We start from the raw sequence: 21816 nt of genomic DNA, 5'->3' as shown, positions 1-21816 counted from the left end.
CCGACGTTCGCGAGCCCGGGTGCTCAGATCGGTCCGCCGCCGCGAGCCCAGTCGCCGCTCGGGCGACGAACGGCGCCTTGCGGAAAGCGCCGACACGATCCGGGCGGTCGTACCGGGCCTCAGGTATGCGGCGCCGAGCACGAGCTCCGGCCCACAGCACGGTCGCCCTCACGCCATCGCGTCGTAGGTCGAGACCAGCCCGGCCGGGGCTGTCGCGCGCCAGGCCGCGAGCAGGGCGTCGCGCAAAAGCTCCTCCTCGCAGGCGTCGAGGTCGAGGTTGGTCCAGCCGCGGCGGCCCCAGGCGCCGTCGATGGCCGAGAACAGGTCCGGGTCGGCCTCCAGCAGGCGTGCCTGGTCCTCCGGCGACAGCCGCAGCACCAGGCGGTCCTCCTCGGTCCACAGGGTCGCGAAGACCCGGCCGCCCACGCGAAAATCCGGGTTGCCCTTGTGCGCGCCCGGAATCGCCTCCGGCAGCATCAGCGCGAGGGCGCGCACGTCGTCGGGCAGCATGTCAGGTGCCGGCGGGCGCCTGCCGGCTGCTGGGCCAGCTGCTGCCCGCATGCTCGCGGATGTCGCCGGGCTCCGACCCGGTGGCCGCGTCGCTGGCCCACTCGGCGGGCTCGGCCACCGCCTCGATCCGGTCCTCGGGGTAGCGCGCCTCCAGGAAGAGCAGCGCCTCGGCTTCCGAGGCCGCCCGCACCGTGACCAGGGGGCGCGGGCCGGATGGGGTCCGGACGTCGGCGATGAACAGGCGCGTCATGAGGATCTCGCTGGGTGAAGGCTGTGCAGGCAACGTCCGGGACGGCGATTGTGTCCGTGTCCGTGCAAGAGCGGCGTTCGACGAGTGCGAGCTTCAAACAATCCATAACGCTAAGTTTTAACGTTAAGCCAGCTTTAAGACCTTGCCGGCATGGTCCGTGTTGTCAGCAGAGCCGGCACCGCAAGCTTCCGGCACATCAAAGCGTGAAGGAATTCTTATGGCCCGCTCCAAGCTCGTCGCTTTGGTGCGCACCCTGACGCTCGCGGCGAGCGTCGGCGCGCCTTCCCTCGCAGCGGCCGCCGACCTGCTGCCGCCCCCGCCCCCGCCGCCCTACGCACCGCCGATCGAAGTCGGCGGCGGCTGGTACCTGCGCGGCGACGTCGGCGCCAGCGTCTACGACCGGGCGAAGTACAGCACCTCCTACGACTACAACCCCTACCCGGATGCCAACCGCTCCTACGGCAACGAGGTCGGCGGCGGCGGCTTCGCCGGAGCGGGCGTCGGCTACCAGTTCACCCCGTTCCTGCGCGCCGACGTGACCGGCGAGTATCGCTACTCCACCGGCCTGCGCGGCAGCGAGTACTACAAGGGCTACACCGACGAGAACGGGCTCGGCTCCTACGGCATCAACAAGTCGAGCGGTCACTTCGATTCGGCCGTCGTGCTCGCCAACGCCTACTTCGACCTCGGCACCTGGTACGGCATCACGCCGTTCGTCGGCGCCGGCGCCGGCTACGCCTTCAACCACGTCTCGGGCTACGGCAGCAACGGCCAGTACACCAGCGCGTCCTACGCCTACGATTACGGCAACCCGCAATACGGCGGCGGCTGCCCCTGCGCACCCCCGACCTACAACTACGCTCCTGTCTACGACGCCAACGGCAACGTGGTCTACAACAACCAGGCCAACACCAAGTCCTACAAGGACAAGACCACCGGCAGCTTCGCCTGGGCCCTCCACGCCGGCCTCGCCTACAACGTCACCGACGCGTTCAAGGTGGAACTCGCCTACCGCTACCTGAACCTCGGCCATGCCTCGACCGGCGCCAGCTTCTCCACCTGCTGCGGCGAGGCCGGGGCCGGCGTGAAGGTCAAGGACATCGAGGCCCACGACGTGAAGATCGGCGTGCGCTACATGCTCGGCGGCCTCGTCGCCGCGCCGCTGCCGCCGCTGATGAACGACTATCAGCCGGCCCCGGGCCCGCTCGTCCGCAAGTACTGAGCCTTCGGCACGCCATCTTCGAAGCCGGCGCGGATCGCATCCGCGCCGGCTTCTTGCGTTTCGGCGCCGACGAAGACCCGAACGAATACGGTTAAGCCGTTCACAAGATTTGTGGTTTACCAGTCTTCGCAAGGTGTCCTGCGGGATGCGATGTCAGGTCTTGCGTAAGGACGTCCCCATGGCTGCGCTCGAACGCCGCTTCGCCGCCACGGCGCTGCTTCTCCTTGGGCTCGGACAAGGTCTCGGGATTAGAGCGGCCGAGGCCGCCGACCTGGCGCCCCCGCCCCCGCCGGCCGCGCCGCCGGTCGAGGTCGGCGGCGGCTGGTACCTGCGGGCCGACTTCACGGAATCGGTCTACGGGCGCCCGCACGACGACACCCGGGCGGATGCGAACGATCCCGGCATGCCGCCCCTCGTCGGCCTGCGCCTCAGCGATGCGGCCGGTGGCGGCGGTGGCGTCGGCTACCGGATCAACCCGTGGCTGCGCGTGGACGCGACCATCGACCAGCGCGGGCCCGCGCGCTACCGCGCCTACTCCTCGCGCTCGAACTTCGCCACCGGCTACAACGTCGAGGCGGCGCAGGTCTCCGCGCTGACCGGCCTCGTCAACGTCTACGCCGACCTCGGCACCTGGTGGGGGCTGACGCCCTATGTCGGCGCCGGAATCGGCTTCTCCGACATGGGCGTCGCCCGCGGCTACACCCAGACCACCTGCACGGCCGATTCCTGCGACGGCAACCCGGGCACCGGCCCGCGCACCGCCGTGACGCGCCCGAGCCGCGCCGTCGCCTCGCTGGCCTGGGCGCTCACCGGCGGCGTCTCCTATGCTGTCGGCGGCGGCTTCAGCGTGGACGCGGCCTACCGCTACGTCGACTTCGGCAACGCCAAGAGCGGGCTGGACGCCTACAACGGCGGCACGCGCCTGAAGGACCTCGCCGCCAACGAGTTCCGCCTCGGCCTGCGCTACGACCTCGGCGGCATCGGCAGCCTCGGCGGCCTGCCGAACCTCGTCGGCGTCGGCAACACCGCCTACGGCAACTGAGCCGGGTTCTCGACGGCGATCAGGACGGGCCGCAGGACGGCCTCGGGCCGTCCGCGACTCGCCTTGCGCGGAAGGACGGCCCCCGACGACCCGCGCGGACGGCGGGCCGTCCGACGCCTCGCCGGCATCCGGTTCACGCTCGGGCATTCCCTCTTATCGCGACGGGCCGGCGGGCGACGGCCGTCATGTGTGCGCGGTGCCTCGCATCGGCACAGCATATCGGCCGCGGTGGAAACCCGACATTAAGGTTACCTCCCTATCAAGACAGAACAGGTTTCGTAGTGCGGCGGTGCTGCCGCCCCGAGGACGACCGTGATGCGTAAGACTTCCCACGCACTTCTTGCCGCCCTGAGCCTCGCCGGCCCGACCGCGGCGCGCGCCGCCGACCTCGACTACGATTTTCTGCGCGGCCCCGACTACGACCCGCCGGCCGCCGTCACGACGATCGACTGGAGCGGCGTGTATCTCGGCGGGCACGGCGGCTACAGCTCGGCCGCCCTCGGATTCCAGAAGTCGTACCAGCCGCTGATCTTCCAGCGGACGCACGACTCGACGGCCGAATCGGACTTCGGCGCCTCCAACCTGTTGACGTCCAGGTCCCGGCGCGTCGGCGACGTGAGCTTTGGCGGATACGCGGGCTATAACTTCCAATACGATGACGTCGTCGTCGGCATCGAGGTCGACTACACCAGCTTCGGGCGCGGCGGCGGGTCGTCGGATAGCATCTCCCGGATCAAGACGAACAGCCTCGGCTATCTCGAAACGGTCGGCCTGCAGGGCGCCTCGAGCACGAAGATCAACGATTTCGGAACGATCCGCGCCCGCGCCGGCTACGCGTTCGGCAACCTCCTGCCTTACGTGACGGGTGGCTTCGCGATCGGCCGCGCCCGCATCGCGGACGGTGTCTTCATTCAGGATTCCGGCTACAACGCCACCACCTTCAACGCCAACCAGGCCCTGACGACCGGCAAGCCGGCCTACGTCGAGAACTTCGGTTACCGCACCGGGACGTTCAGCCAGACCGATCCCACGACGGGCGTCCCCTACACGAACTATCTCAGCCGGTCGAAGACCAAGACGGTGGGCGGCATCGCGCTGGGCGGGGGCCTCGAATACGCGATCACGCCGAGCATCCTGCTGCGCGCCGAATACCAGTACGTGCTGTTCAACGACTTCGACGGGCACAAGGCCAACCTGAACACCGTCCGCGGCGGCGCGGCCGTCAAGTTCTGATCGGCGCTTCGCCGACCGCCTTCCCTCGCGCCGGATGACCCCGATGCCCGTTCGGACCTCGCTCCCCCTCGCCGCTCTCGCGGGCCTGCTGGCGACGCTCGCCGCCGGGCCCGCCGCGGCCCAGGGGCCGGGCTACGCCGAGGCGCCCCCGCGCTTCGCGCCGCGCCGCCTCCCGCCGCGGCCCCTGCCCGGCTTCGATCGCGGCTACGGCGTCCATGCCGGGCCGCGCGCCTACGGCCCAGTCGTGCGCGCCTACCTGCCGCGCAACGACAGCGTCCCGATGTACAACGAGCCGCCGCCGCGCTGAGGCGGCGTTCGAGTCTCACCCGTCTCGACGACGCCGCGCCGCCCCTTTTGCCGACCAGATTCAAACATCTCCGCTCCTGGCGATTCGCTTCGCGCGCATCCCCTCGCCCCGCTTGCGGGGAGAGGGCTGCGACGACCTCGTCGTCGTCGCGGCAAGGCGGCAGCCGAGGGTGAGAGGGCCGACCCGGATGAGGCTCATCCGATATCGCCCCCTCACCCCCGCTTCGGCTTCGCCTCCCGGCTGCACGACGGGGTGCGGCCGGGCCTCTCCCCGCGTGCGGGGAGAGGGGGACCCGCGCGTCATCAGCGGCCGTAGCGAAATGGCGAAAGACGGTAGCCCCTTCAGAGGGCAGTGCGCGTCGCGCAAGCCCCGTCCGTTCGCACCGCACCCTTCCACCCGCCGTCCGATCCGCTAGAGATCGGGCGTCGCGTCGCGCACGCGGTCCTCCGGCGGGAAGCGGGCGATGAAGATCCAGGGTCTCTCGGCGATCGTCACGGGCGGAGCCTCCGGGCTCGGGGCGGCGACCGCCCGGGCGCTGGCCGAGGCCGGCGCGCGGGTGGCGCTGCTCGACCTCGACGGGGCGGCCGCGCAGGCCGAGGCGGTCGGCGGGATCGGGATCGCCTGCGACGTGGCGGACGCGGCGAGCGCCGAGGCGGCGATCGCGCGGGCGGCCGAGGCGCACGGCCCCGCCCGCATCCTCGTGAACTGCGCCGGCATCGCCCCGGCCGCCCGCATCGTCGGGCGCGACGGGCCGGCCTCGCTCGAAGCCTTCGCGAAGGTGATCCAGGTCAACCTGGTCGGCTCGTTCAACCTGATGCGGCTGGTGGCGGCGGGCGCGGCCGGGCTCGACCCGCTCGAGGGCGGCGAGCGCGGGGTGATCGTCTCCACCGCCTCGATCGCCGCCTACGAGGGCCAGGTGGGACAAGCCGCCTACGCCGCCTCGAAGGCCGGCATCGTCGGGCTGACGCTGCCGGCGGCCCGCGAGCTCGCGCCGCTCGGCATCCGCGTCTGCGCCATCGCGCCCGGCATCTTCGGCACGCCGATGCTCCTCGGCCTGCCCCAGGAGGTCCAGGACAGCTTAGGGGCCGCGGTGCCCTTCCCCGCCCGCCTCGGCCGGCCGGAGGAATACGCCGACCTCGTGCTGGCGATCGTCCGCAACCCGATGCTCAACGGCGAGACCATTCGGCTCGACGGCGCGTTGCGCATGCAGGCGCGCTGAGGCTTCGCACGAATCTCAGCCTGACGCCGGTACGTCCGCTCGGTATCTGGGACCCGACATGTCGCAAACCTTCGACTGGACCTCCGCCTACCCCTCGATCCGCATGCCGATGTTCGGCCGCAACGTGGTCGCGACCTCGCACGCGCTGGCGGCGCAGGCCGGGATGCGGATGCTGTGGAAGGGCGGCAACGCGGTCGACGCCGCGATCGCCACCGCCGCGGCCAAGACGCTCACCGAGCCGTGCAGCAACGGCCTCGGCTCGGACGCCTTCTGCATCCTCTGGGACGGCAAGGAATTGCACGGCCTCAACGCCTCGGGCGGGGCGCCGGCCGCCTGGACGCCGGACTACTTCGCGCGGAAATACGGGCCGGCCGCCCGCCCGCCGATGCGCGGCTGGGATTCGGTGACGGTGCCCGGCGCCGTCGGCGCCTGGGTCGCCCTGTCCGAGCGCTTCGGCAAGCTGCCCTTCGCCGACCTGATGGAGCCGGCGATCGAGATCGCCGAGCGCGGATACCTTGCGCCGATCGTGGTGCAGCAGAAATGGGCCGCCGCGGCGCAGGTCCCCGACCTCGTGCGCCAGCCGGGTTTTGCCGAGTTCTTCCTGCCCCGCCGCCGCGCGCCGGACGTCGGCGAACTGGTGACGCTCAAGGCCGCCGCGCGGACGCTCCGCGCCATCGCCGAGACCAAGGGCAAGGCCTTCTACGAGGGCGAGATCGCCGAGGCCATGGCGCGGCACGCGAGCGAGAACGGCGGCGCGATGACGGTGGCGGACCTCGCCGCCTACCGCCCGGAATGGGTGACGCCGACGAAGAAGGACTACCGCGGCTACACGCTCCACGAGATCCCGCCGAACGGGCAGGGCATCGCCGCGCAGATCGCGCTCGGCATCCTCCAGAACTTCGACCTCGCCGGGATGGCGGTGGACGGCGCGGCGGCGCAGCACCTGCAGATCGAGGCGATGAAGCTCGCCTTCGCCGACACCTACCGGTACGTCGCCGACGGCTTCGCGATGCGGGTGAGCCCCGAGGAGATGCTCGACGACGCCTACCTGGCCTCGCGCGCCAAGCTTATCGATCCGCGCCGCGCCCAGGATTTCGGCGCCGGCAATCCGGTGCGCGGCGGCACGATCTACCTCACCGCCGCCGACGAATCCGGCATGATGGTGAGCTTCATCCAGTCGAACTTCATGGGCTTCGGCTCTGGCGTCGTGCTGCCGGACTGGGGCCTGTCGCTGCAGAACCGCGGCTACGGCTTCGTCCTCGACGCAGCGAGCCCGAACTGCGTCGCGCCGGGCAAGCGCCCGTTCCACACCATCATCCCCGGCTTCCTCACCAAGGACGGCGCCCCGGTGATGAGTTTCGGGGTGATGGGCGGCAACATGCAGCCGCAGGGCCACCTGCAGACCCTGGTGCGGATGATCGACCACGGCCAGAACCCGCAAGCCGCCTGCGACGCCCCGCGCTGGCGCTTCAACCAGGGCTTCGAGATCAACGCCGAAGCGGCCATGGCGCAGGACACCCTCGACGGCCTCGTCGCCCGCGGCCACCGGGTCGACGTGATCCAGGACAGCTACCAGGATTTCGGCGCCGGCCAGTTCATCTGGCGCATGGGCGACCCGGCCATCGAAGGCTACGCCGCCGCCAGCGACCCGCGCCGCGACGGGCAGGCGGTGGTGTGGTGAGGCGCGGGGCGGATGGGGCGTCGGCCCGAGGCGCGGGCCTGGTCGACTGACGGGTCTCGTCCCGGCCTCGCCGTTCGCGCGTCCATCGACGCGCGGACGCGGCTGTCGGAACGGATGCCGGGCCGACGTGGGAATGCCCGCTTTCCGCCTGTCTTCGAGTCCCGCGTCCGGCGCGGTCTGAAAGCAGGTCCCGGCCGCGTCGATCCGGTCGCGCCTCGCGCGCCCTTCGTTGAGCTTGCGCCCCCGGCGGTCTATGCACGGACCCCATGGACCTCCAAGCTTCTGCGAGCCGATCCCCGGCGCCCCTCGCCTGCCAGATGCGGCCATCCAGGAACGCGGCGCCGTTCCTGCCCATGAGCCGCGCCGAGATGGACGCGCTCGGGTGGGATTCCTGCGACATCGTCCTGGTGACGGGCGACGCCTACGTCGATCATCCGAGCTTCGGCATGGCCATCATCGGCCGGCTGCTCGAGGCGCAGGGGTTCCGGGTCGGCATCATCGCGCAGCCGGACTGGCAGTCGGCGGAGCCGTTCAAGGCGTTGGGCCGGCCGGCGCTGTTCTTCGGCGTCACCGGCGGCAACCTCGATTCGATGGTGAACCGCTATACGGCGGACCGTCGCCTGCGCCACGACGACGCCTACACGGCGGGCGGCGAAGGTGGAAAGCGCCCCGACCGCTCGACCATCGTCTACACGCAGCGCTGCCGCGAGGCCTACAAGGACGTGCCGATCATCCTCGGCGGCATCGAGGCCTCGCTGCGCCGCATCGCCCACTACGATTACTGGTCCGACAAGGTCCGCCGCTCGATCCTGGCGGATGCCAAGGCCGACCTGCTCCTCTACGGCAACGCCGAGCGCGCCGTGATCGAGGTGGCCAACCGCCTCGCGGCCGGCGCGGCGCCGCAGGACCTCGATTCCGTCCGGGGCGTCGCCCTGTTCCGCCGCGTGCCCGAGCACTACACGGAGCTGCCCGCCGACGACCTCGATTCGGCCGACGAGGCCGCCGGCCGCCGCCCCGGCGAGACCGTGATCCGGCTGCCCGCCTACGACGAGGTCAAGGACGACAAGGAGGCCTACGCCCGCGCCTCGCGGGTGCTGCACCGGGAGGCCAACCCCGGCAACGCCCGCCCCCTCGTCCAGCGCCACGGCGACCGCGACCTGTGGCTGAACCCGCCGCCGATCCCGCTCTCCAGCGAGGAGATGGATGTGGTCTACGACCTGCCCTACGCCCGCGCGCCCCATCCGTCCTACGGCGACGCGAAGATCCCCGCCTGGGACATGATCAAGTTCTCGGTGACGATCATGCGCGGCTGCTTCGGCGGCTGCACCTTCTGCTCCATCACCGAGCACGAGGGGCGCGTCATCCAGAACCGCTCGGAGGGCTCGATCCTGCGCGAGATCGAGCTCATCCGCGACAAGACCCCGGGCTTCACGGGCGTGATCTCGGATGTCGGCGGGCCGACGGCCAACATGTACCGGATGGCGTGCAAAGATCCGAAGATCGAGGCGGCGTGCCGGCTGCCGTCCTGCGTCTTCCCGGATATCTGCCCGAACCTGAACACCTCGCACGACGACCTGATCCGGCTCTATCGCAAGGTCCGCGAGGTCGAGGGCGTCAAGAAGGTGATGGTGGCGTCGGGCGTGCGCTACGACCTCGCGGTCCGAAGCCCCGAATACGTCGAGGAGCTGGTGACCCACCACGTCGGCGGCCGCCTCAAGATCGCGCCCGAGCACACCGAGCGCGGACCCCTCGACCTGATGATGAAGCCGGGCATCGGCACCTACGACCGCTTCAAGGAGATGTTCGACGCCGCCGCCAAGAAGGCCGGCAAGAAATACTACCTGATCCCGTATTTCATCGCGGCCCATCCGGGCACGACCGACGAGGACATGCTGAACCTCGCCCTCTGGCTGAAGAAGAACGACTACCGCGCCGACCAGGTGCAGACGTTCCTGCCCTCGCCCATGGCGACCGCCACGACCATGTACCACACCGAGATTAACCCGCTGGAGGGCGTGCGGCGCGGCGGCAGCCAGCCGGTCGACGCGATCAAGGGGATGCGGCAGCGCCGGCTGCACAAGGCGTTCCTGCGCTACCACGACCCCGAGAACTGGCCCCTGCTGCGGGAGGCGCTGCGAACGATGGGCCGCGCCGACCTGATCGGGCCGAGGCCGGAGCAGCTCGTGCCGTCCTCGCAGCCGCCGGGAACGGGCCTGGGCAAGGCAGGGGGCAAGGCGGGGGGCAAGACGGGAGGCCAGCCGCGACCCGCGCGCCACCCGGGCGCGCCGCGTTTCACCACCAAGGGCATACCGTTGCGGAAGTGACGGCCTGGCGCCTCGCCCCCGAGCCGGCCGGCGGCCGACCCGGCCGATCACGGAGGGCTGCGTGAGCCTGGCCCGCATCCTGGCGGGGCTCGGCCTCCTCCTGCAGGCGGCTTGCGACCGGCCAGGCGGGTGCCCCGCCGGTCAGGGGGTCGCCCTGTCGGCCGACGCGGCGGAGCGGAGGATCGCGGCCGTCCTGCCGAAGGGCTGGACGGTCGCCGCCCGGGCGAAGGGGGCCGTGCCCTACGGCGTCGTCCCGGGCCCCGGGGGACCCGACGCCGCGGCGGTGCTGCTGACGCTCGTCGGGCCGGAGCGGGTCGCGATCAGCGGGTATCACTGCGTGCGGGGCGCCTTCTGCGCCGAGCCGATCGCGGCGCGCGAGGCCGTCGAGGTCTGGATCGTGTCGGCCGCCTTCGCCGAGTCCGCGGGTCCGCCGGCCATGACCACCCGAGGCGCATCCCTGATCGCAAGCTGCCGGGGCCGGGCGATCTACGGTCTGGCCTCCCGCTACGCCGGAGAGGCGATCGACTTCGATGGCGGCTTCACGGGCAGCTCCACCGAGACGTCCCGCATGCCGCCTGCGTCCGGCGACCTGCCGGTCTCGTGGCAAACTTGGCGGCAGGACGTGGGAGCGGTCGTCCGGTGATCCCATCCGCCTGCGCGACGCGGCGGTTTTTCCGCCCGGATCGTCCACGGAGCCGGGCCGGCTCCCGCTGGCGAACGATCCCGGGCGCTGTAGGCTGGCGCGGCGAAACACCCTTCCGCCGAGGCGCCCGGCCATGACCCCGTTCCTGTTCCAGACCACGCCGAACCTGCTGTTCGAGGCCGGGGCGGTCGCCAAGATCCCCGACCTCGTCGCCGGGCTCGGGGCGAAGAACGTCCTGCTGGTGACCGACCGGGGCGTGCGCGCCGCCGGCCTGACCCGGGGCGCGGAAGCGGCGCTCGCCGAGGCCGGCTGCCGGGTCGCGGTGTTCGAGGACGTGGTCGCCGACCCGCCGAGCCACGTGGTGGAGGCGGCGGCCGCCTTCGCGCGGGCGTCGGGCAGCGAACTGGTGCTGGCGATCGGCGGCGGCTCGGCGCTCGACACCGCCAAGCTCGTGGCCTACCTCGCCCGCTCGCACGAGGCCCTCGATGCGATCTACGGCGTCGGCCTCGCCAAGGGCGCGCGCCTGCCGCTGATCCTGGTGCCGACCACCGCCGGGACCGGCTCGGAGGTGACGCCGATCGCCATCGTCACCACGCCGGCCCAGGAGAAGAAGGGCGTCGTCGCCCCGCGCCTGCTGCCCGACTGGGCGGTGCTCGACCCGGAGCTGACGCTGGGCCTGCCCGCCGCCGTCACCGCGGCCACCGGCGTCGACGCGATGGTGCACGCGATCGAGGCCTATACCAGCCGCCACCGCAAGAACCCGATCTCCGACGGCCTCGCCCGGCAGGCGCTCGGCCTGCTCGCCTGCCACATCCGCACCGCCTGCGCGGACGGCGGCGATGTCGAGGCGCGCTCCGGGATGCTGCTCGGGTCGATGCTCGCCGGCATGGCCTTCGCCAACGCGCCGGTGGCGGCAGTGCACGCGCTGGCCTACCCGGTCGGCGCGCTGTTCCACGTGCCGCACGGGCTCTCGAACGCGCTGGTGCTGATGGGCGTGCTGCGCTTCAACCTGCCCGAGGCGCAGGCGCTCTACGCCGAGCTCGCGCCGATCCTCGACCCGGACGCCCGCGACCGGCCCGACGCCGAGGCGGCCGAGCGCTTCGTCGCGGCGCTGGCCGCGATCTGCCGCGATTGCGGCGTCCCGGCCTCGCTGTCGGCGGTCGGCATCGCGGAATCCGACCTCGATCGCCTCGCCGACGACGCGATGAAGCAGACCCGCCTCCTGGTGAACAACCCGCGGACGCTGACCCGCGCCGACGCGCGCGCGATCTACGCGGAGGCGCTGGCCGGCACGGCCGCGATCCAACCCACGCCCTCGTCCTGAGGCGCCCGCGTCAGCGGGCCTCGAAGGAGGCCTCGAGGGATCGCGCGGCCGGCTGGAGGGCTCCTTCGAGGCGGCCGCTTCGCGTCCGCACCTCAGGATGAGGGCGGTGGGTGGGTCGAAGCGCGCCGTCGCCGTTCGTGAGACCGCCGGGCCGCTACTTCGGCGCCGGCGCGCCCGCGGGCTTGGCGGACGGCCTCGGCGCGGCTCCGGGCTTGGGAGCCCATTCGGGGTCCGAGCGCGGGCCGCCGGGGGTGTCGGTGGCGGCGGTGATCTGACCGGGGACCACGTCGCCCACCCGCGTCCAGGTCTGGGTCTGGCACAGAACCGAGAGCAGGCAGCCCTTCACCGACAGCTCGGCCGGCGTCTCGCTCCAGATGGTCACGTCGTAGGACTTGCCGTTGTCGCCGTTGTAGATCTTGCCGGCGAAGCGCCCGTCGTCGTTCTTCTTCAGCCCGAGGATCATCTGGTGGCCGAGGAGCGGCCGCGCCTGGCGCTTCGGGTCGGGGTTGTAGCGGTCGATCTTCGGCTTGCCGTCCTCGCCCAGCGGCTTCGAACCCCAGACGACGTAGCCGCAGAGGTTGGCGCCGCCCGGCCCGCAATGCTCGGTCCGCACGCGGGCACGCCCGTCCTCGGTGAACCAGGTGCCGGTGGGATCCGCCGCGGCGGCCGGGTTCGCGCCGAGGGCGGAGGCTGCGGCGGCGAGGCCGAGGAGGGCGAGGGTCGAGACGCGGGCGGAACGGACTGGCATTCGGTTTCCTCAAGGCGAAGGGGACGGATGGGCCTGCCCGGCCTCGTCGCGGGCGCCGACGAAGCGGCCGAACACCCGTCCGAGGACCCGGCTCAGGCCCTCCATCAGCAGGAACAAAGCCGGCACGAAGACCAGCGAGAGCAGGGTCGAGACGATCAGTCCGGCGATCACCGCGACCGCCATCGGCGCGCGGAACTCGCCGCCGACGCCGAGCGCCATGGCGGAGGGCACCATGCCCGCGGCCATGGCGATCGTGGTCATCACGATCGGGCGAGCGCGCTTGCGGCCGGCCTCGACGATGGCGGTGACGGCGTCGACCCCGCGACCCATCTCCTCGACGGCGAAGTCGACGAGCATGATCGCGTTCTTGGTCACCAGCCCCATCAGCATCAGGATGCCGATCACCACCGGCATCGAGATCGGCATGTTCATCACCAGGAGCCCCAGGATCGCGCCGCCGATCGAGAGCGGCAGCGAGAACAGGATCGTCAGCGGCTGCAGGAACGAGCCGAACAGCAGCACGAGCACGGCGTAGACCATCATGATCCCGGCGCCCATGGCCAGGAGGAAGCCAGAGAACACCTCGCCCATGATCTCGGCGTCGCCGGTCTGGCGGATGGTGACGCCCGGCGGCAGGGACTTCGCCGTCGGCGTCTCCAGCGCCTGGGCGATGAGGGAGCCGAGCGCGTCCGAGCCCTCCATGTTGGCCTCCACCGCGACGCGCACGACGCGGTCGTAGCGGTCGATCGCGCCCGGGCCCTGGTCGAGCTCGATGTCGGCCACCGCCGCCAGCGGCACCGCGGTGCCGTTCTTGGCCGGCACCTTCAGGTTCTCCAGCCGCGAGACCGCGCCGCGGGCGCTGTCGGGCAGCTGCACCCGGATCGGGACCTGGCGGTCGGCGGCGTTGAACTTGGCGAGGTTCAGGCCGATGTCGCCGATCGTGCCGACGCGGACCGTCTCGGCGATGGCGTCGGTGGAGACGCCGAGGTCGGCCGCCACCCCGGGCTTCGGCCGGATGCGGACCTCGGTGCGGTTCAAGGGCGCCGTGGACATCACCGCGACGAGGTGCGGGATCGCGGCCATGTCGCGCTGGAGTTTTGCTGCAACCTCGGCCACCACGGCGGCGTCCGGGCCGCCGACCACCAGGGCGAGGTCGCGCTGGCCGGAATCGCGCAGCGACCAGGAGCGGATGTCGGGCTCCTGCCCGATCAACGCGGCGATCTCGGTCTCCAGCGCGGCCTGCGACTTGGCGCGGGCGTTCTTCGGCGTCAGGTTGACGGTGAGCGTCGCCAGCCGCGTCTCCTTCTTGCCGCCGACCTGCCGGCCGCCGTCGACGAAGACCGACACCACCTCCGGCAGGGCGCGGATGCGGGCGACCACCCGGTCCGACACGGCGACGGTGTCGGCGAGCCGCGCGCCGGGCGCCAGCTCGAGCATGAACAGGGTGCGGGCGTTGTCCTGCTTCGGCACGAAGCCCGAGGGCAGGAGGCCGGTGGAGGCCAGCGAGCCAGCAAACAACGCCAGCCCGACCATGAGGGTGATCACCCGGTGGCGCACCGACCAGCCGACGAGGCGGCCGTAGGCGCGCATCACCGGCCCCTCGCGCGCCTCCACGTGGGCGTGGTCGCGCAGGAAGTAGGCGGCGAGCATCGGCGTGATCAGACGCGCCACGAGCAGCGACATGAACACCGAGACCGCGATGGTCAGCCCGAACTGGATGAAGTAGCGCCCGGCGATTCCCGGCATGAACGACACCGGCGCGAACACCGCGATCAGGGTCGCGGTGATGGCGATGACGGCAAGGCCGATCTCGTCGGCGCCCTCGATCGCCGCGCGGTAGGGCGACTTCCCCATCCGCATGTGGCGGACGATGTTCTCGATCTCGACGATGGCGTCGTCGACCAGGATGCCGGTGACCAGCGTGATCGCGAGCAGGCTGATGCCGTTCAAGGTGAAGCCGAGCGCGTCCATCGCCCAGAAGGTCGGGAACACCGAGAGCGGCAGCGCCAGGGCCGCGATCAGCGTCGCGCGCCAGTCGCGCAGGAACAGGAACACCACCAGCACGGCAAGCGCCGCCCCCTCGATCAGGGTGTGCATCGCCGAATCGTAGGAACCGATCGTGGCCGAGACGGACGAGTCGATCTTCTCGAACCGGACGTCGGGATAGCCGGTCTCGAACTCGGCGATCTTGCGCTCGACGCCCGCGGCGACCTCGGCGTCGCTCGCGCCCGAGCCGCGGGAGACCGCGAAGGCCACAACCGGGCGCCCGTCGAAGCGGGCGAAGGTGCGCGGCTCCTCGATCGCGTCGCGCACGGCGGCCAAGTCGTCGAGCCGCACCTTGCGGCCGCCGGGCAGGACGATGGAGGTGGCCTTGAGGTCGGCGAGCGTCCGCGCGGCGGCCAGCGTCCGGATCGACTGCTCGCGGCCGCCGACCTCGCCGCGCCCGCCCGCCATGTCGGCCGAGGTGAGGCGCAGCTGCCGGTTCACGTCGGCCGCGGTGATGCCGAGCGCCAGGAGCCGGTCGGGCTGGAGTTCGATGCGCATCTCGCGCGCCACGCCCCCGACGCGCTCGACGCCGCCGACGCCCTTCACCCCCTGGAGGATGCGGGCGAACTTGTCCTCGACGAGCCAGGACAGCTCGGCCGGGCTCATCGCCGGCGCGGTGACGCCGTAGATCAGGATCGGCAGGCCGGCGATCTCGACGCGGCTGATCACCGGCTCGTCGATGGTGCGCGGCAGGTTGATGCGGATCTTCGAGACCGCGTCCTTCACGTCGTTGACGGCCCGGTCGGTGTTCACCTCCAGCCGGAACTCGACGGTGGTGACGGAGGAGCCCTCGGTGATCGCCGAGGTGATGTGCTTGACCCCGCGCACGCCGGCGATCGAGTCCTCGACCCACTTCGTCACCTGGGTCTGAAGCTCGGACGGCGCGGCGCCGCTCTGCGTGATCGCCACCGAGACGATCGGCACGTCGACGTTCGGCATCCGCGTCACCGCGAGCCCGCGGATGCTGACGAGGCCCAGCACGATCAGGACGAGGAACAGGACCAGCGGCCCGATCGGGTTGCGGATCGCGTAGGCCGAGACGTTCAGGCGCATCGGGCGGCCGGTCCTTTTCGGGCGTGCGGCGGGGACGGGTTCAGATCACGGGGCGTCGGCGTCGGCGTCGGCGCTCGCCTCGGGCGACGGCGCTTCGGCCAAAGCCGGGGCGACGGCCGCCAACGGGACGGGGCGGACCTTGTCGCCGTCGCGCAGGAAGCTGCCGGCGCGGGCGACGACGCGCTCGCCCTCGGAGAGGCCGCCGCGGATCTCGATGTCGTCGTCGTCGGACAGGCCGGTGCGGACCGCGCGGGCCTCCACCGTGTCGCCGGCGACCACGAGAACGCTGCTGCGCGCCGGCCCGCCGTAGAGCACGGACGCCTGGGGCACGGTGACGCCGCGGGTGCGGGCGATCTCGACCGCGCCGCGGGCGAAGGTGCCGATGCGAAGCCGCGGGTCGGCGTCGAGGCGGACGCGGACCTTGCCGAGCCGGGTCGCCCGGTCGACCTCCGGGTAGACCGCGCGGACGCTGCCCTGGACGCGCGCGCCGGCGCCGATGTCGATCCAGGCCGGCCGGCCCTCCCGCAGGAGCGGCAGCTTGGTCTCGACGATTTCGCCCTCCAACTCGATCTCGCCCCGTGCGATCAGGCGGAACAGCGGCTCGGCCGCGGACGAAGCGGTGATGCCGACCCGCGCGGTGCGGCGGCTGACGACGCCCGCTTCCGGGGCGCGAATCTCGGTGCGAGCGAGCCGCAGCTCCAGCTCGTCCCGCACCGCCTTGGCCTGGGCGAGCTCGGCCTTGGCGATGACGAGGCCGTTGCGGGCGAAGGCGCGCTTGCCCTCGGCCTGGCGCATCGCCGAGGTGCGCCCTTCCAGGATCACCGCGGTGCCGTTCCCGGTCTGCATCAGCTGCTTGGCGCGGTCGTAGGCGAGGCGCGCCTCGAGGCCTGCCGCTTCCGCCTGCTCGATGGTGCTCTCGGCCTGCGGCACGGCGGCGGTCGCCTTGTCGACGAGGGCGGCCTGCTGGGCGATCTGGCGGTCGATCAGGTCGTGCGACAGGCGGGCGAGCACCTGGCCGCGGGCGACGCGGGCGCCCTCCTCGACCAGCACCTCGGTGACGCGGTAGCCGTCGATCTCCGGGGTGATCAGGATTTCGTCGCGCGGCACCAGCGTGCCGGTGACGACGACGCTCTCGACGATCTCGCGGCGTGCCGCCTCGACCACGCTCACCGCGGGGGCGGGCGCCGCCTTGACCGGCGCCGGGGCGGTTCCGGCTTGCGCCGGCAGGGGTAGCGCGAGGGATACGACGAGGGCGGCGAGCCCGAAGTGGCGGGCGCCGGGCGCGGAAAACGTCATCGGCTGGGCTCCGCGGAGGAGGTCGGGGCGAGGGGAAGGCGCCCGTCCAGGCCCGCCTCGAGCAGGGCGAGGAGCTGGGCGACGGATGCCGCCGGGTCGTAGTCGGGCAGCAGCGCGCGATCGACGACGATGCCCTTCATCAGGGGACCCAGCAGGGCGTAGAGCGCGACCGGATCGCAGGCGGGAGACCGCGCCAACACGCCGAAGGTCTCGACGAACCAGCTCCGCGCCTCGGCTTCGCCCCGCGCCGTCATCGCGGCGATGGCCGGGTTGCGGGTCGCCTCGGACCAGATGTCGATCCGCAGGATCGCGGTCTCGCGGGTGATCGAGACGAAGTAGCGGGTGACGATGCCGAGGAGCGCCGCGCGGCGGTCGCCGTCGCGTTCCAGCTCGGCCACCAGGCGGGCGCCGCGGGCGCGCTCGCCCTCGGCGAGCCCGAGGACGAGGTCCTCCTTCGAGGCGAAGTAGCGGTAGAAGTTGCCCGGGCTCATCGCCGCCTCGCGGGCGAGGTCCTGCATCGTGGTGCGGTGGAAGCCGTTGCGCACGAAGCAGGCCTCGGCGGCCGCCAGGATGTGCTCGCGCCGGGCCGAGGGCTCGATCCGCGCCGCGACCGCTGCGCCGCCGGCGCTCATCGTGCGAGGCTCGCCGTGAGCTCGTGCGGAACGATGCGGCTCGCATCCTTGCCCGTCGGGACGCCCGCGCAGGCGGCGGGCCGCAGGTCGAGCCCGGCGCAGGACCGCGCCTGCCAGCCGGCGGGGCCGGCCCCGGTCCAGCCGATCAGCGCGACCCAGCCGAGGCCGAGGAGCGCGGCGACCGCGAGGTTGGTCGGGGTCGCGACGGCGCGAAGCTCCGCGAGGCGGGGCGCGAGGTCGGAGCGGCTGTCGGAAACGGAAACGCCCATGGCGGACTCCTGCGTACCGAGCCGGTATAATGAACGTTCATTCCCGAGTCAATGAACGTTCATTCTCAAGCTCGATGGCGAAGGATGCGCTTCGTCGACCGAGAGCCTCCTCTCCCCGCGGGCGGGGAGAGGCCCGCACGGACCTCGCCGTCCGTGCGGGAAGCGAAGGCAAGGCCGTAGCGCCGGTGAGGGGGTGCCAACGGACAAGCCTCCTTCGGCCAAGCCCCCTCACCTTCGGCTACCGCCTCGCTTGGCCGACGACGAGGTCGGCCAAGCCCTCTCCCCGCCTGCGGGGAGAGAGGATGCGCGCAAGCCGACCGGCTCAGGCGGCGGCGCGCGTCACCGCATCCACGACCTCGTCCACGACGTCGTTGACGAGGCCGCGGTCGTCGCCCTCGGCCATCACGCGGATCACCGGCTCGGTGCCGGAGGGGCGGATGACGAGGCGGCCGCCGTTGCCCAGGCGCTCGCGGGCGTGCTCGATCGCAGTGACGACGCTGTCGGCGCGCAGGGGCTCGCCCGAGCGGTAGCGCACGTTCTTCAGGATCTGCGGCAGCGGATCGAAGCAGTGGCAGACCTCGCTCACCGGCTTTTCGCTGCGCTGGACCACGCTCAGCACCTGCAACGCGGCCACCAGCCCGTCGCCGGTGGTGGCGTAGTCCGACATGATGATGTGGCCGGACTGCTCGCCGCCGAGGTTGTAGCCGTGCTCGCGCATGTGCTCGAGCACGTAGCGGTCGCCCACCGCCGTGCGCGCGAGCGAGAGGCCGATCCCGCCGAGGTAGCGCTCCAGGCCGAGGTTGGACATGATCGTGGCCACGATGCCCGGCTGGGTCAGGAGGTCGTCCTCCTTCCACGAGCGGGCGACGACCGCCATGAGCTGGTCGCCGTCGACGACCTGGCCCTTCTCGTCCACGATCAGCACCCGGTCGGCGTCGCCGTCCAGCGCGATGCCGATGTCGGCGCGCAGCTCCCGGACCTTGGCGACGAGGGCGGCCGGCGCCGTCGAGCCGACGTCGCGGTTGATGTTGAAGCCGTCGGGCTCGACGCCGATGGCGATCACCTCGGCGCCGAGCTCCCAAAGGGTCTCGGGCGCGACGCGGTAGGCGGCGCCGTTGGCGCAGTCGACCACGATGCGCAGGCCGTCCAGCGTCACGTTGCGCGGCAGCGAGCGCTTGGCGAACTCGATGTAGCGGGCGTGCACGCTCTCGATGCGCTTGGCCCGGCCGAGCGACATCGAGCCGGCGAGCTTGGTGTGCAGCTCGCTGTCGATCAGCGCCTCGATCTCGCGCTCGATCGCGTCGTTGAGCTTGAACCCGTCGGGCCCGAACAGCTTGATGCCGTTGTCCTCGAACGGGTTGTGCGAGGCCGAGATCATCACGCCGATGTCGGCGCGCATCGAGCGGGTCAGCATGGCCACCGCCGGGGTCGGCATCGGCCCGAGCTGCAGCACGTCCATGCCGACGGAGGTGAAGCCGGCGATCAGCGCGGTCTCGATCATGTAGCCCGAGAGCCGCGTGTCCTTGCCGATGACGACGCGGTGGCGATGGTCGCCGCGCTGGAACACCAGCCCCGCCGCCTGGCCGACCTTCAGCGCCAGCTCCGGCGTGATCACCCCGTTGGCCCGGCCGCGAATGCCGTCGGTGCCGAAATACTTTCTCACGAAACTCTCCGTCCCCTCGGGCGCGCGACCTTTCGGTCAACCTATCATCGATCGCGCGGCGAGCGCAGATCGCGTCCCGTTACAGTGAATCGACGCCGTCATCGCGCAGCTTGTCTCATCGCTGCTCCGCAGCGTGGCGCCGACCGGCCCCCTCTCCCGGACGCGACAGGGGACCCGCGCGCCCTCATCCATCGAATGGGCTAACCGCCCAAAGAAAAGGGCGCCGCAATGGCGCCCTCTTCGTCGGCCGACAGATCAGACCGATCAGCCCTGCGGCTGAGGCTCCAGCCCGCCGTCGCTCTCCTTCGGCCGGCCGCGGCCGGCGGAGGGCACCGAGGAGCCGCGGGCCGGGGTCGGCGGCACGTCGCCGCCGTCGCGGACCGGGGGACGGCCCTTCAGCAGGTTCTTGATCTCGTCGCCGGACAGCGTCTCGTATTCGAGCAGCCCTTGCGCCAGCGCCTCGAGGTCGTCCTTCCTGTCGGCGAGGATGCGACGGGCCTCCTCCAGGCCGGTCTCGACGAGGCGGCGGACCTCCGCGTCGATCTTCTGGGCCGTCGACTCGGACACCGTCTGCTGGCGGCCCATCGACATGCCGAGGAAGACCTCGTCGTTGTTGTCGCCGTAGGCGACGGTGCCGAGCTCAGGGCTGAATCCCCAGCGCGTGACCATCATCTTGGCGAGGCGCGTCGCCTGCTCGATGTCGGACTGCGCGCCCGAGGTGACCTTGTCGGGGCCGAAGGTCATCTCCTCGGCGATGCGGCCGCCCATCATGATGGCCAGCCGCGAGGTCATCTGCTCGAACGACATCGACAGCTTGTCGCGCTCGGGCAGCTGCATGACCATGCCGAGCGCACGGCCACGCGGGATGATCGTCGCCTTGTGGACGGGATCGGTGGCCGGCACGTTGAAGGCGACGATGGCGTGGCCGCCCTCATGGTAGGCCGTGAGCCGCTTCTCGTCCTCGGTCATGACGAGGGTGCGCCGCTCGGCGCCCATCATGACCTTGTCCTTGGCGTCCTCGAACTCGTGCATCGTGACGATGCGCTTGCCGCGACGCGCGGCCAACAGAGCCGACTCGTTGACGAGGTTCATCAGGTCGGCGCCTGAGAAGCCGGGGGTGCCGCGGGCGATGACCTTGAGGTCGACGTCCGGCGCCAGCGGCACCTTGCGGACGTGGACGCGCAGGATGCGCTCGCGGCCGGTGACGTCCGGGTTCGGCACCATGATCTGGCGGTCGAACCGGCCGGGACGCAGCAGGGCCGGGTCGAGCACGTCGGGACGGTTGGTCGCCGCGATGATGATCACGCCCTCGTTGGCCTCGAAGCCGTCCATCTCCACGAGCAACTGGTTGAGGGTCTGCTCGCGCTCGTCGTTGCCGCCGCCGAGGCCCGCGCCGCGATGGCGACCGACCGCGTCGATCTCGTCGATGAAGATGATGCAGGGCGCGTTCTTCTTGGCCTGCTCGAACATGTCGCGGACGCGGCTGGCGCCGACGCCGACGAACATCTCGACGAAGTCCGAGCCCGAGATGGTGAAGAACGGCACGTTGGCCTCGCCCGCCACCGCGCGGGCGATCAGGGTCTTACCGGTGCCGGGGGGGCCGACGAGGAGCACGCCGCGCGGGATGCGCCCGCCGAGCCGCTGGAACTTTTGGGGATCGCGCAGGAATTCGACGATCTCCTGCAGGTCTTCCTTCGCCTCTTCCACGCCGGCGACGTCATCGAACGACACGCGCCCATGCGCCTCGTTCAGCAGCTTCGCCTTGGACTTGCCAAAGCCCATGGCGCGGCCGGCGCCCGACTGCATCTGCCGGGACAGGAACACCCAGGCGCCGATGAAGACGAGGATCGGCAGCCAGCTGACCAAGAGCTGGATGAACCAGGGGGTGTTGTCGGACGGGGGGCGCGCGGTGATCTGCACGCCCTTGCCCGAAAGCTTCGAGACGAGGCCGGGATCGTTCGGCGCATAGCTGGTGAAGCTGCCGCCGCCGACATACGAGCCGGACACGTCCTGGCCCGAGATCACCACGGACTGGATCTTGCCGGCGTCGGCGTCGTTGAGAAGCTGGCTGTAGGCGATCTCGCTCCCGCCGCCGCGGTGACCCGGATTCTGGAACAGGGTCACCAGGGCCAGGACGAGGAGGAAGATGACGACCCACAAGGCAAAATTGCGAAAATTCGGGTTCATCGATCAATCCCTGGGGCGTGTGGGCCGGCTGCCCGCCGCTGCGGGTTCGTCCGCGCACGCCGAGCCAATGTAGGCAGAGCCCTCCCCCTTGCCAAGTAAGCCGGGCGCCCCTGCGGCAAGGCTGTCAGTGGCAAGGCTGTCGGGGGCAAGGCTGTCGGGGGCGAGGC

At 71.5% G+C, this 21816-nt stretch carries 18 protein-coding genes; 9 read left to right on the top strand and 9 right to left on the bottom strand.

Going from position 1 to position 21816, the window contains the following annotated elements:
* Window positions 1-168: 168 nt before the first annotated feature.
* Both FV234_RS19695 and FV234_RS19690 read right to left on the bottom strand, forming a co-directional pair.
* Entirely contained in the window at window positions 169-510 is a 342-nt protein-coding gene (locus FV234_RS19695) for an MmcQ/YjbR family DNA-binding protein (RefSeq protein WP_147764638.1), read from the bottom strand.
* Between the two features lies 1 nt (window position 511).
* Window positions 512-760 carry a hypothetical protein gene (locus FV234_RS19690; protein WP_147764637.1) on the bottom strand — a complete coding sequence of 83 codons (249 nt, stop codon included), beginning with the start codon at window positions 758-760 and terminating at the stop codon, window positions 512-514.
* A gap of 217 nt (window positions 761-977) precedes the next feature.
* On the opposite strand from FV234_RS19690, the gene FV234_RS19685 reads away from it, so the two are divergent.
* The 9 genes from FV234_RS19685 (at window position 978) to FV234_RS19640 (ending at window position 11755) form a co-directional block, all read left to right on the top strand.
* On the top strand, window positions 978-1982 hold the full coding sequence (locus FV234_RS19685) for a porin family protein (RefSeq protein ID WP_147764636.1): 1005 nt from the start codon (window positions 978-980) through the stop codon (window positions 1980-1982).
* Between the two features lie 178 nt (window positions 1983-2160).
* Entirely contained in the window at window positions 2161-3024 is an 864-nt protein-coding gene (locus FV234_RS19680; protein WP_147831184.1) for an outer membrane beta-barrel protein, read from the top strand.
* A 315-nt stretch (window positions 3025-3339) separates the two neighbouring features.
* On the top strand, window positions 3340-4257 hold the full coding sequence (locus FV234_RS19675; RefSeq protein ID WP_147753841.1) for an outer membrane beta-barrel protein: 918 nt from the start codon (window positions 3340-3342) through the stop codon (window positions 4255-4257).
* A 43-nt stretch (window positions 4258-4300) separates the two neighbouring features.
* On the top strand, window positions 4301-4564 hold the full coding sequence (locus tag FV234_RS19670) for a hypothetical protein (protein ID WP_147764635.1): 264 nt from the start codon (window positions 4301-4303) through the stop codon (window positions 4562-4564).
* 463 nt (window positions 4565-5027) lie between these two features.
* The gene (locus FV234_RS19660; RefSeq protein WP_147764634.1) at window positions 5028-5783 is read left to right on the top strand and encodes an SDR family NAD(P)-dependent oxidoreductase; all 756 of its coding nucleotides are present in this window, start codon (window positions 5028-5030) and stop codon (window positions 5781-5783) included.
* A gap of 58 nt (window positions 5784-5841) precedes the next feature.
* Window positions 5842-7464 (top strand): gamma-glutamyltransferase family protein, encoded by a 1623-nt coding sequence (locus FV234_RS19655; protein ID WP_147764633.1) that lies wholly within the window; start codon window positions 5842-5844, stop codon window positions 7462-7464.
* Window positions 7465-7781: 317 nt separating this feature from the next.
* On the top strand, window positions 7782-9788 hold the full coding sequence (locus tag FV234_RS19650) for a YgiQ family radical SAM protein (protein WP_246686238.1): 2007 nt from the start codon (window positions 7782-7784) through the stop codon (window positions 9786-9788).
* Window positions 9789-9849: 61 nt separating this feature from the next.
* Window positions 9850-10431: a hypothetical protein gene (locus FV234_RS19645; protein ID WP_147831180.1), complete on the top strand. Its 582-nt coding sequence runs from the start codon at window positions 9850-9852 to the stop codon at window positions 10429-10431.
* A 133-nt stretch (window positions 10432-10564) separates the two neighbouring features.
* Window positions 10565-11755, top strand: a complete 1191-nt coding sequence (locus FV234_RS19640) for an iron-containing alcohol dehydrogenase (RefSeq protein ID WP_147765022.1) — start codon at window positions 10565-10567, stop codon at window positions 11753-11755.
* A gap of 154 nt (window positions 11756-11909) precedes the next feature.
* Here FV234_RS19640 and FV234_RS19630 read toward each other — a convergent pair whose 3' ends face one another.
* The 7 genes from FV234_RS19630 to ftsH form a co-directional block, all read right to left on the bottom strand.
* Window positions 11910-12503 (bottom strand): DUF2147 domain-containing protein, encoded by a 594-nt coding sequence (locus FV234_RS19630; protein ID WP_147765023.1) that lies wholly within the window; start codon window positions 12501-12503, stop codon window positions 11910-11912.
* Window positions 12504-12512: 9 nt separating this feature from the next.
* Window positions 12513-15602, bottom strand: coding sequence for an efflux RND transporter permease subunit (locus FV234_RS19625; RefSeq protein ID WP_147831178.1), 3090 nt, complete (start codon window positions 15600-15602; stop codon window positions 12513-12515).
* Between the two features lie 45 nt (window positions 15603-15647).
* Window positions 15648-16898, bottom strand: coding sequence for an efflux RND transporter periplasmic adaptor subunit (locus tag FV234_RS19620; RefSeq protein WP_147765025.1), 1251 nt, complete (start codon window positions 16896-16898; stop codon window positions 15648-15650).
* Window positions 16895-17530 carry a TetR/AcrR family transcriptional regulator gene (locus FV234_RS19615; RefSeq protein ID WP_147765026.1) on the bottom strand — a complete coding sequence of 212 codons (636 nt, stop codon included), beginning with the start codon at window positions 17528-17530 and terminating at the stop codon, window positions 16895-16897. The genes FV234_RS19620 and FV234_RS19615 overlap by 4 nt, the downstream gene beginning before the upstream one ends.
* Window positions 17527-17799: a hypothetical protein gene (locus FV234_RS19610; protein WP_238272802.1), complete on the bottom strand. Its 273-nt coding sequence runs from the start codon at window positions 17797-17799 to the stop codon at window positions 17527-17529. The genes FV234_RS19615 and FV234_RS19610 overlap by 4 nt, the downstream gene beginning before the upstream one ends.
* Window positions 17800-18121: 322 nt before the next feature.
* On the bottom strand, window positions 18122-19462 hold the full coding sequence (gene glmM / locus FV234_RS19605; RefSeq protein WP_147753241.1) for a phosphoglucosamine mutase: 1341 nt from the start codon (window positions 19460-19462) through the stop codon (window positions 18122-18124).
* Between the two features lie 264 nt (window positions 19463-19726).
* Window positions 19727-21649: an ATP-dependent zinc metalloprotease FtsH gene (gene ftsH / locus FV234_RS19600; protein ID WP_147728678.1), complete on the bottom strand. Its 1923-nt coding sequence runs from the start codon at window positions 21647-21649 to the stop codon at window positions 19727-19729.
* Window positions 21650-21816 lie beyond the last annotated feature (167 nt).

It is taken from the genome of Methylobacterium sp. WL8 (genome assembly GCF_008040045.1).
GTDB lineage: Bacteria > Pseudomonadota > Alphaproteobacteria > Rhizobiales > Beijerinckiaceae > Methylobacterium > Methylobacterium cerastii.
This window is presented reverse-complemented; position numbering and strand designations above follow the sequence as displayed.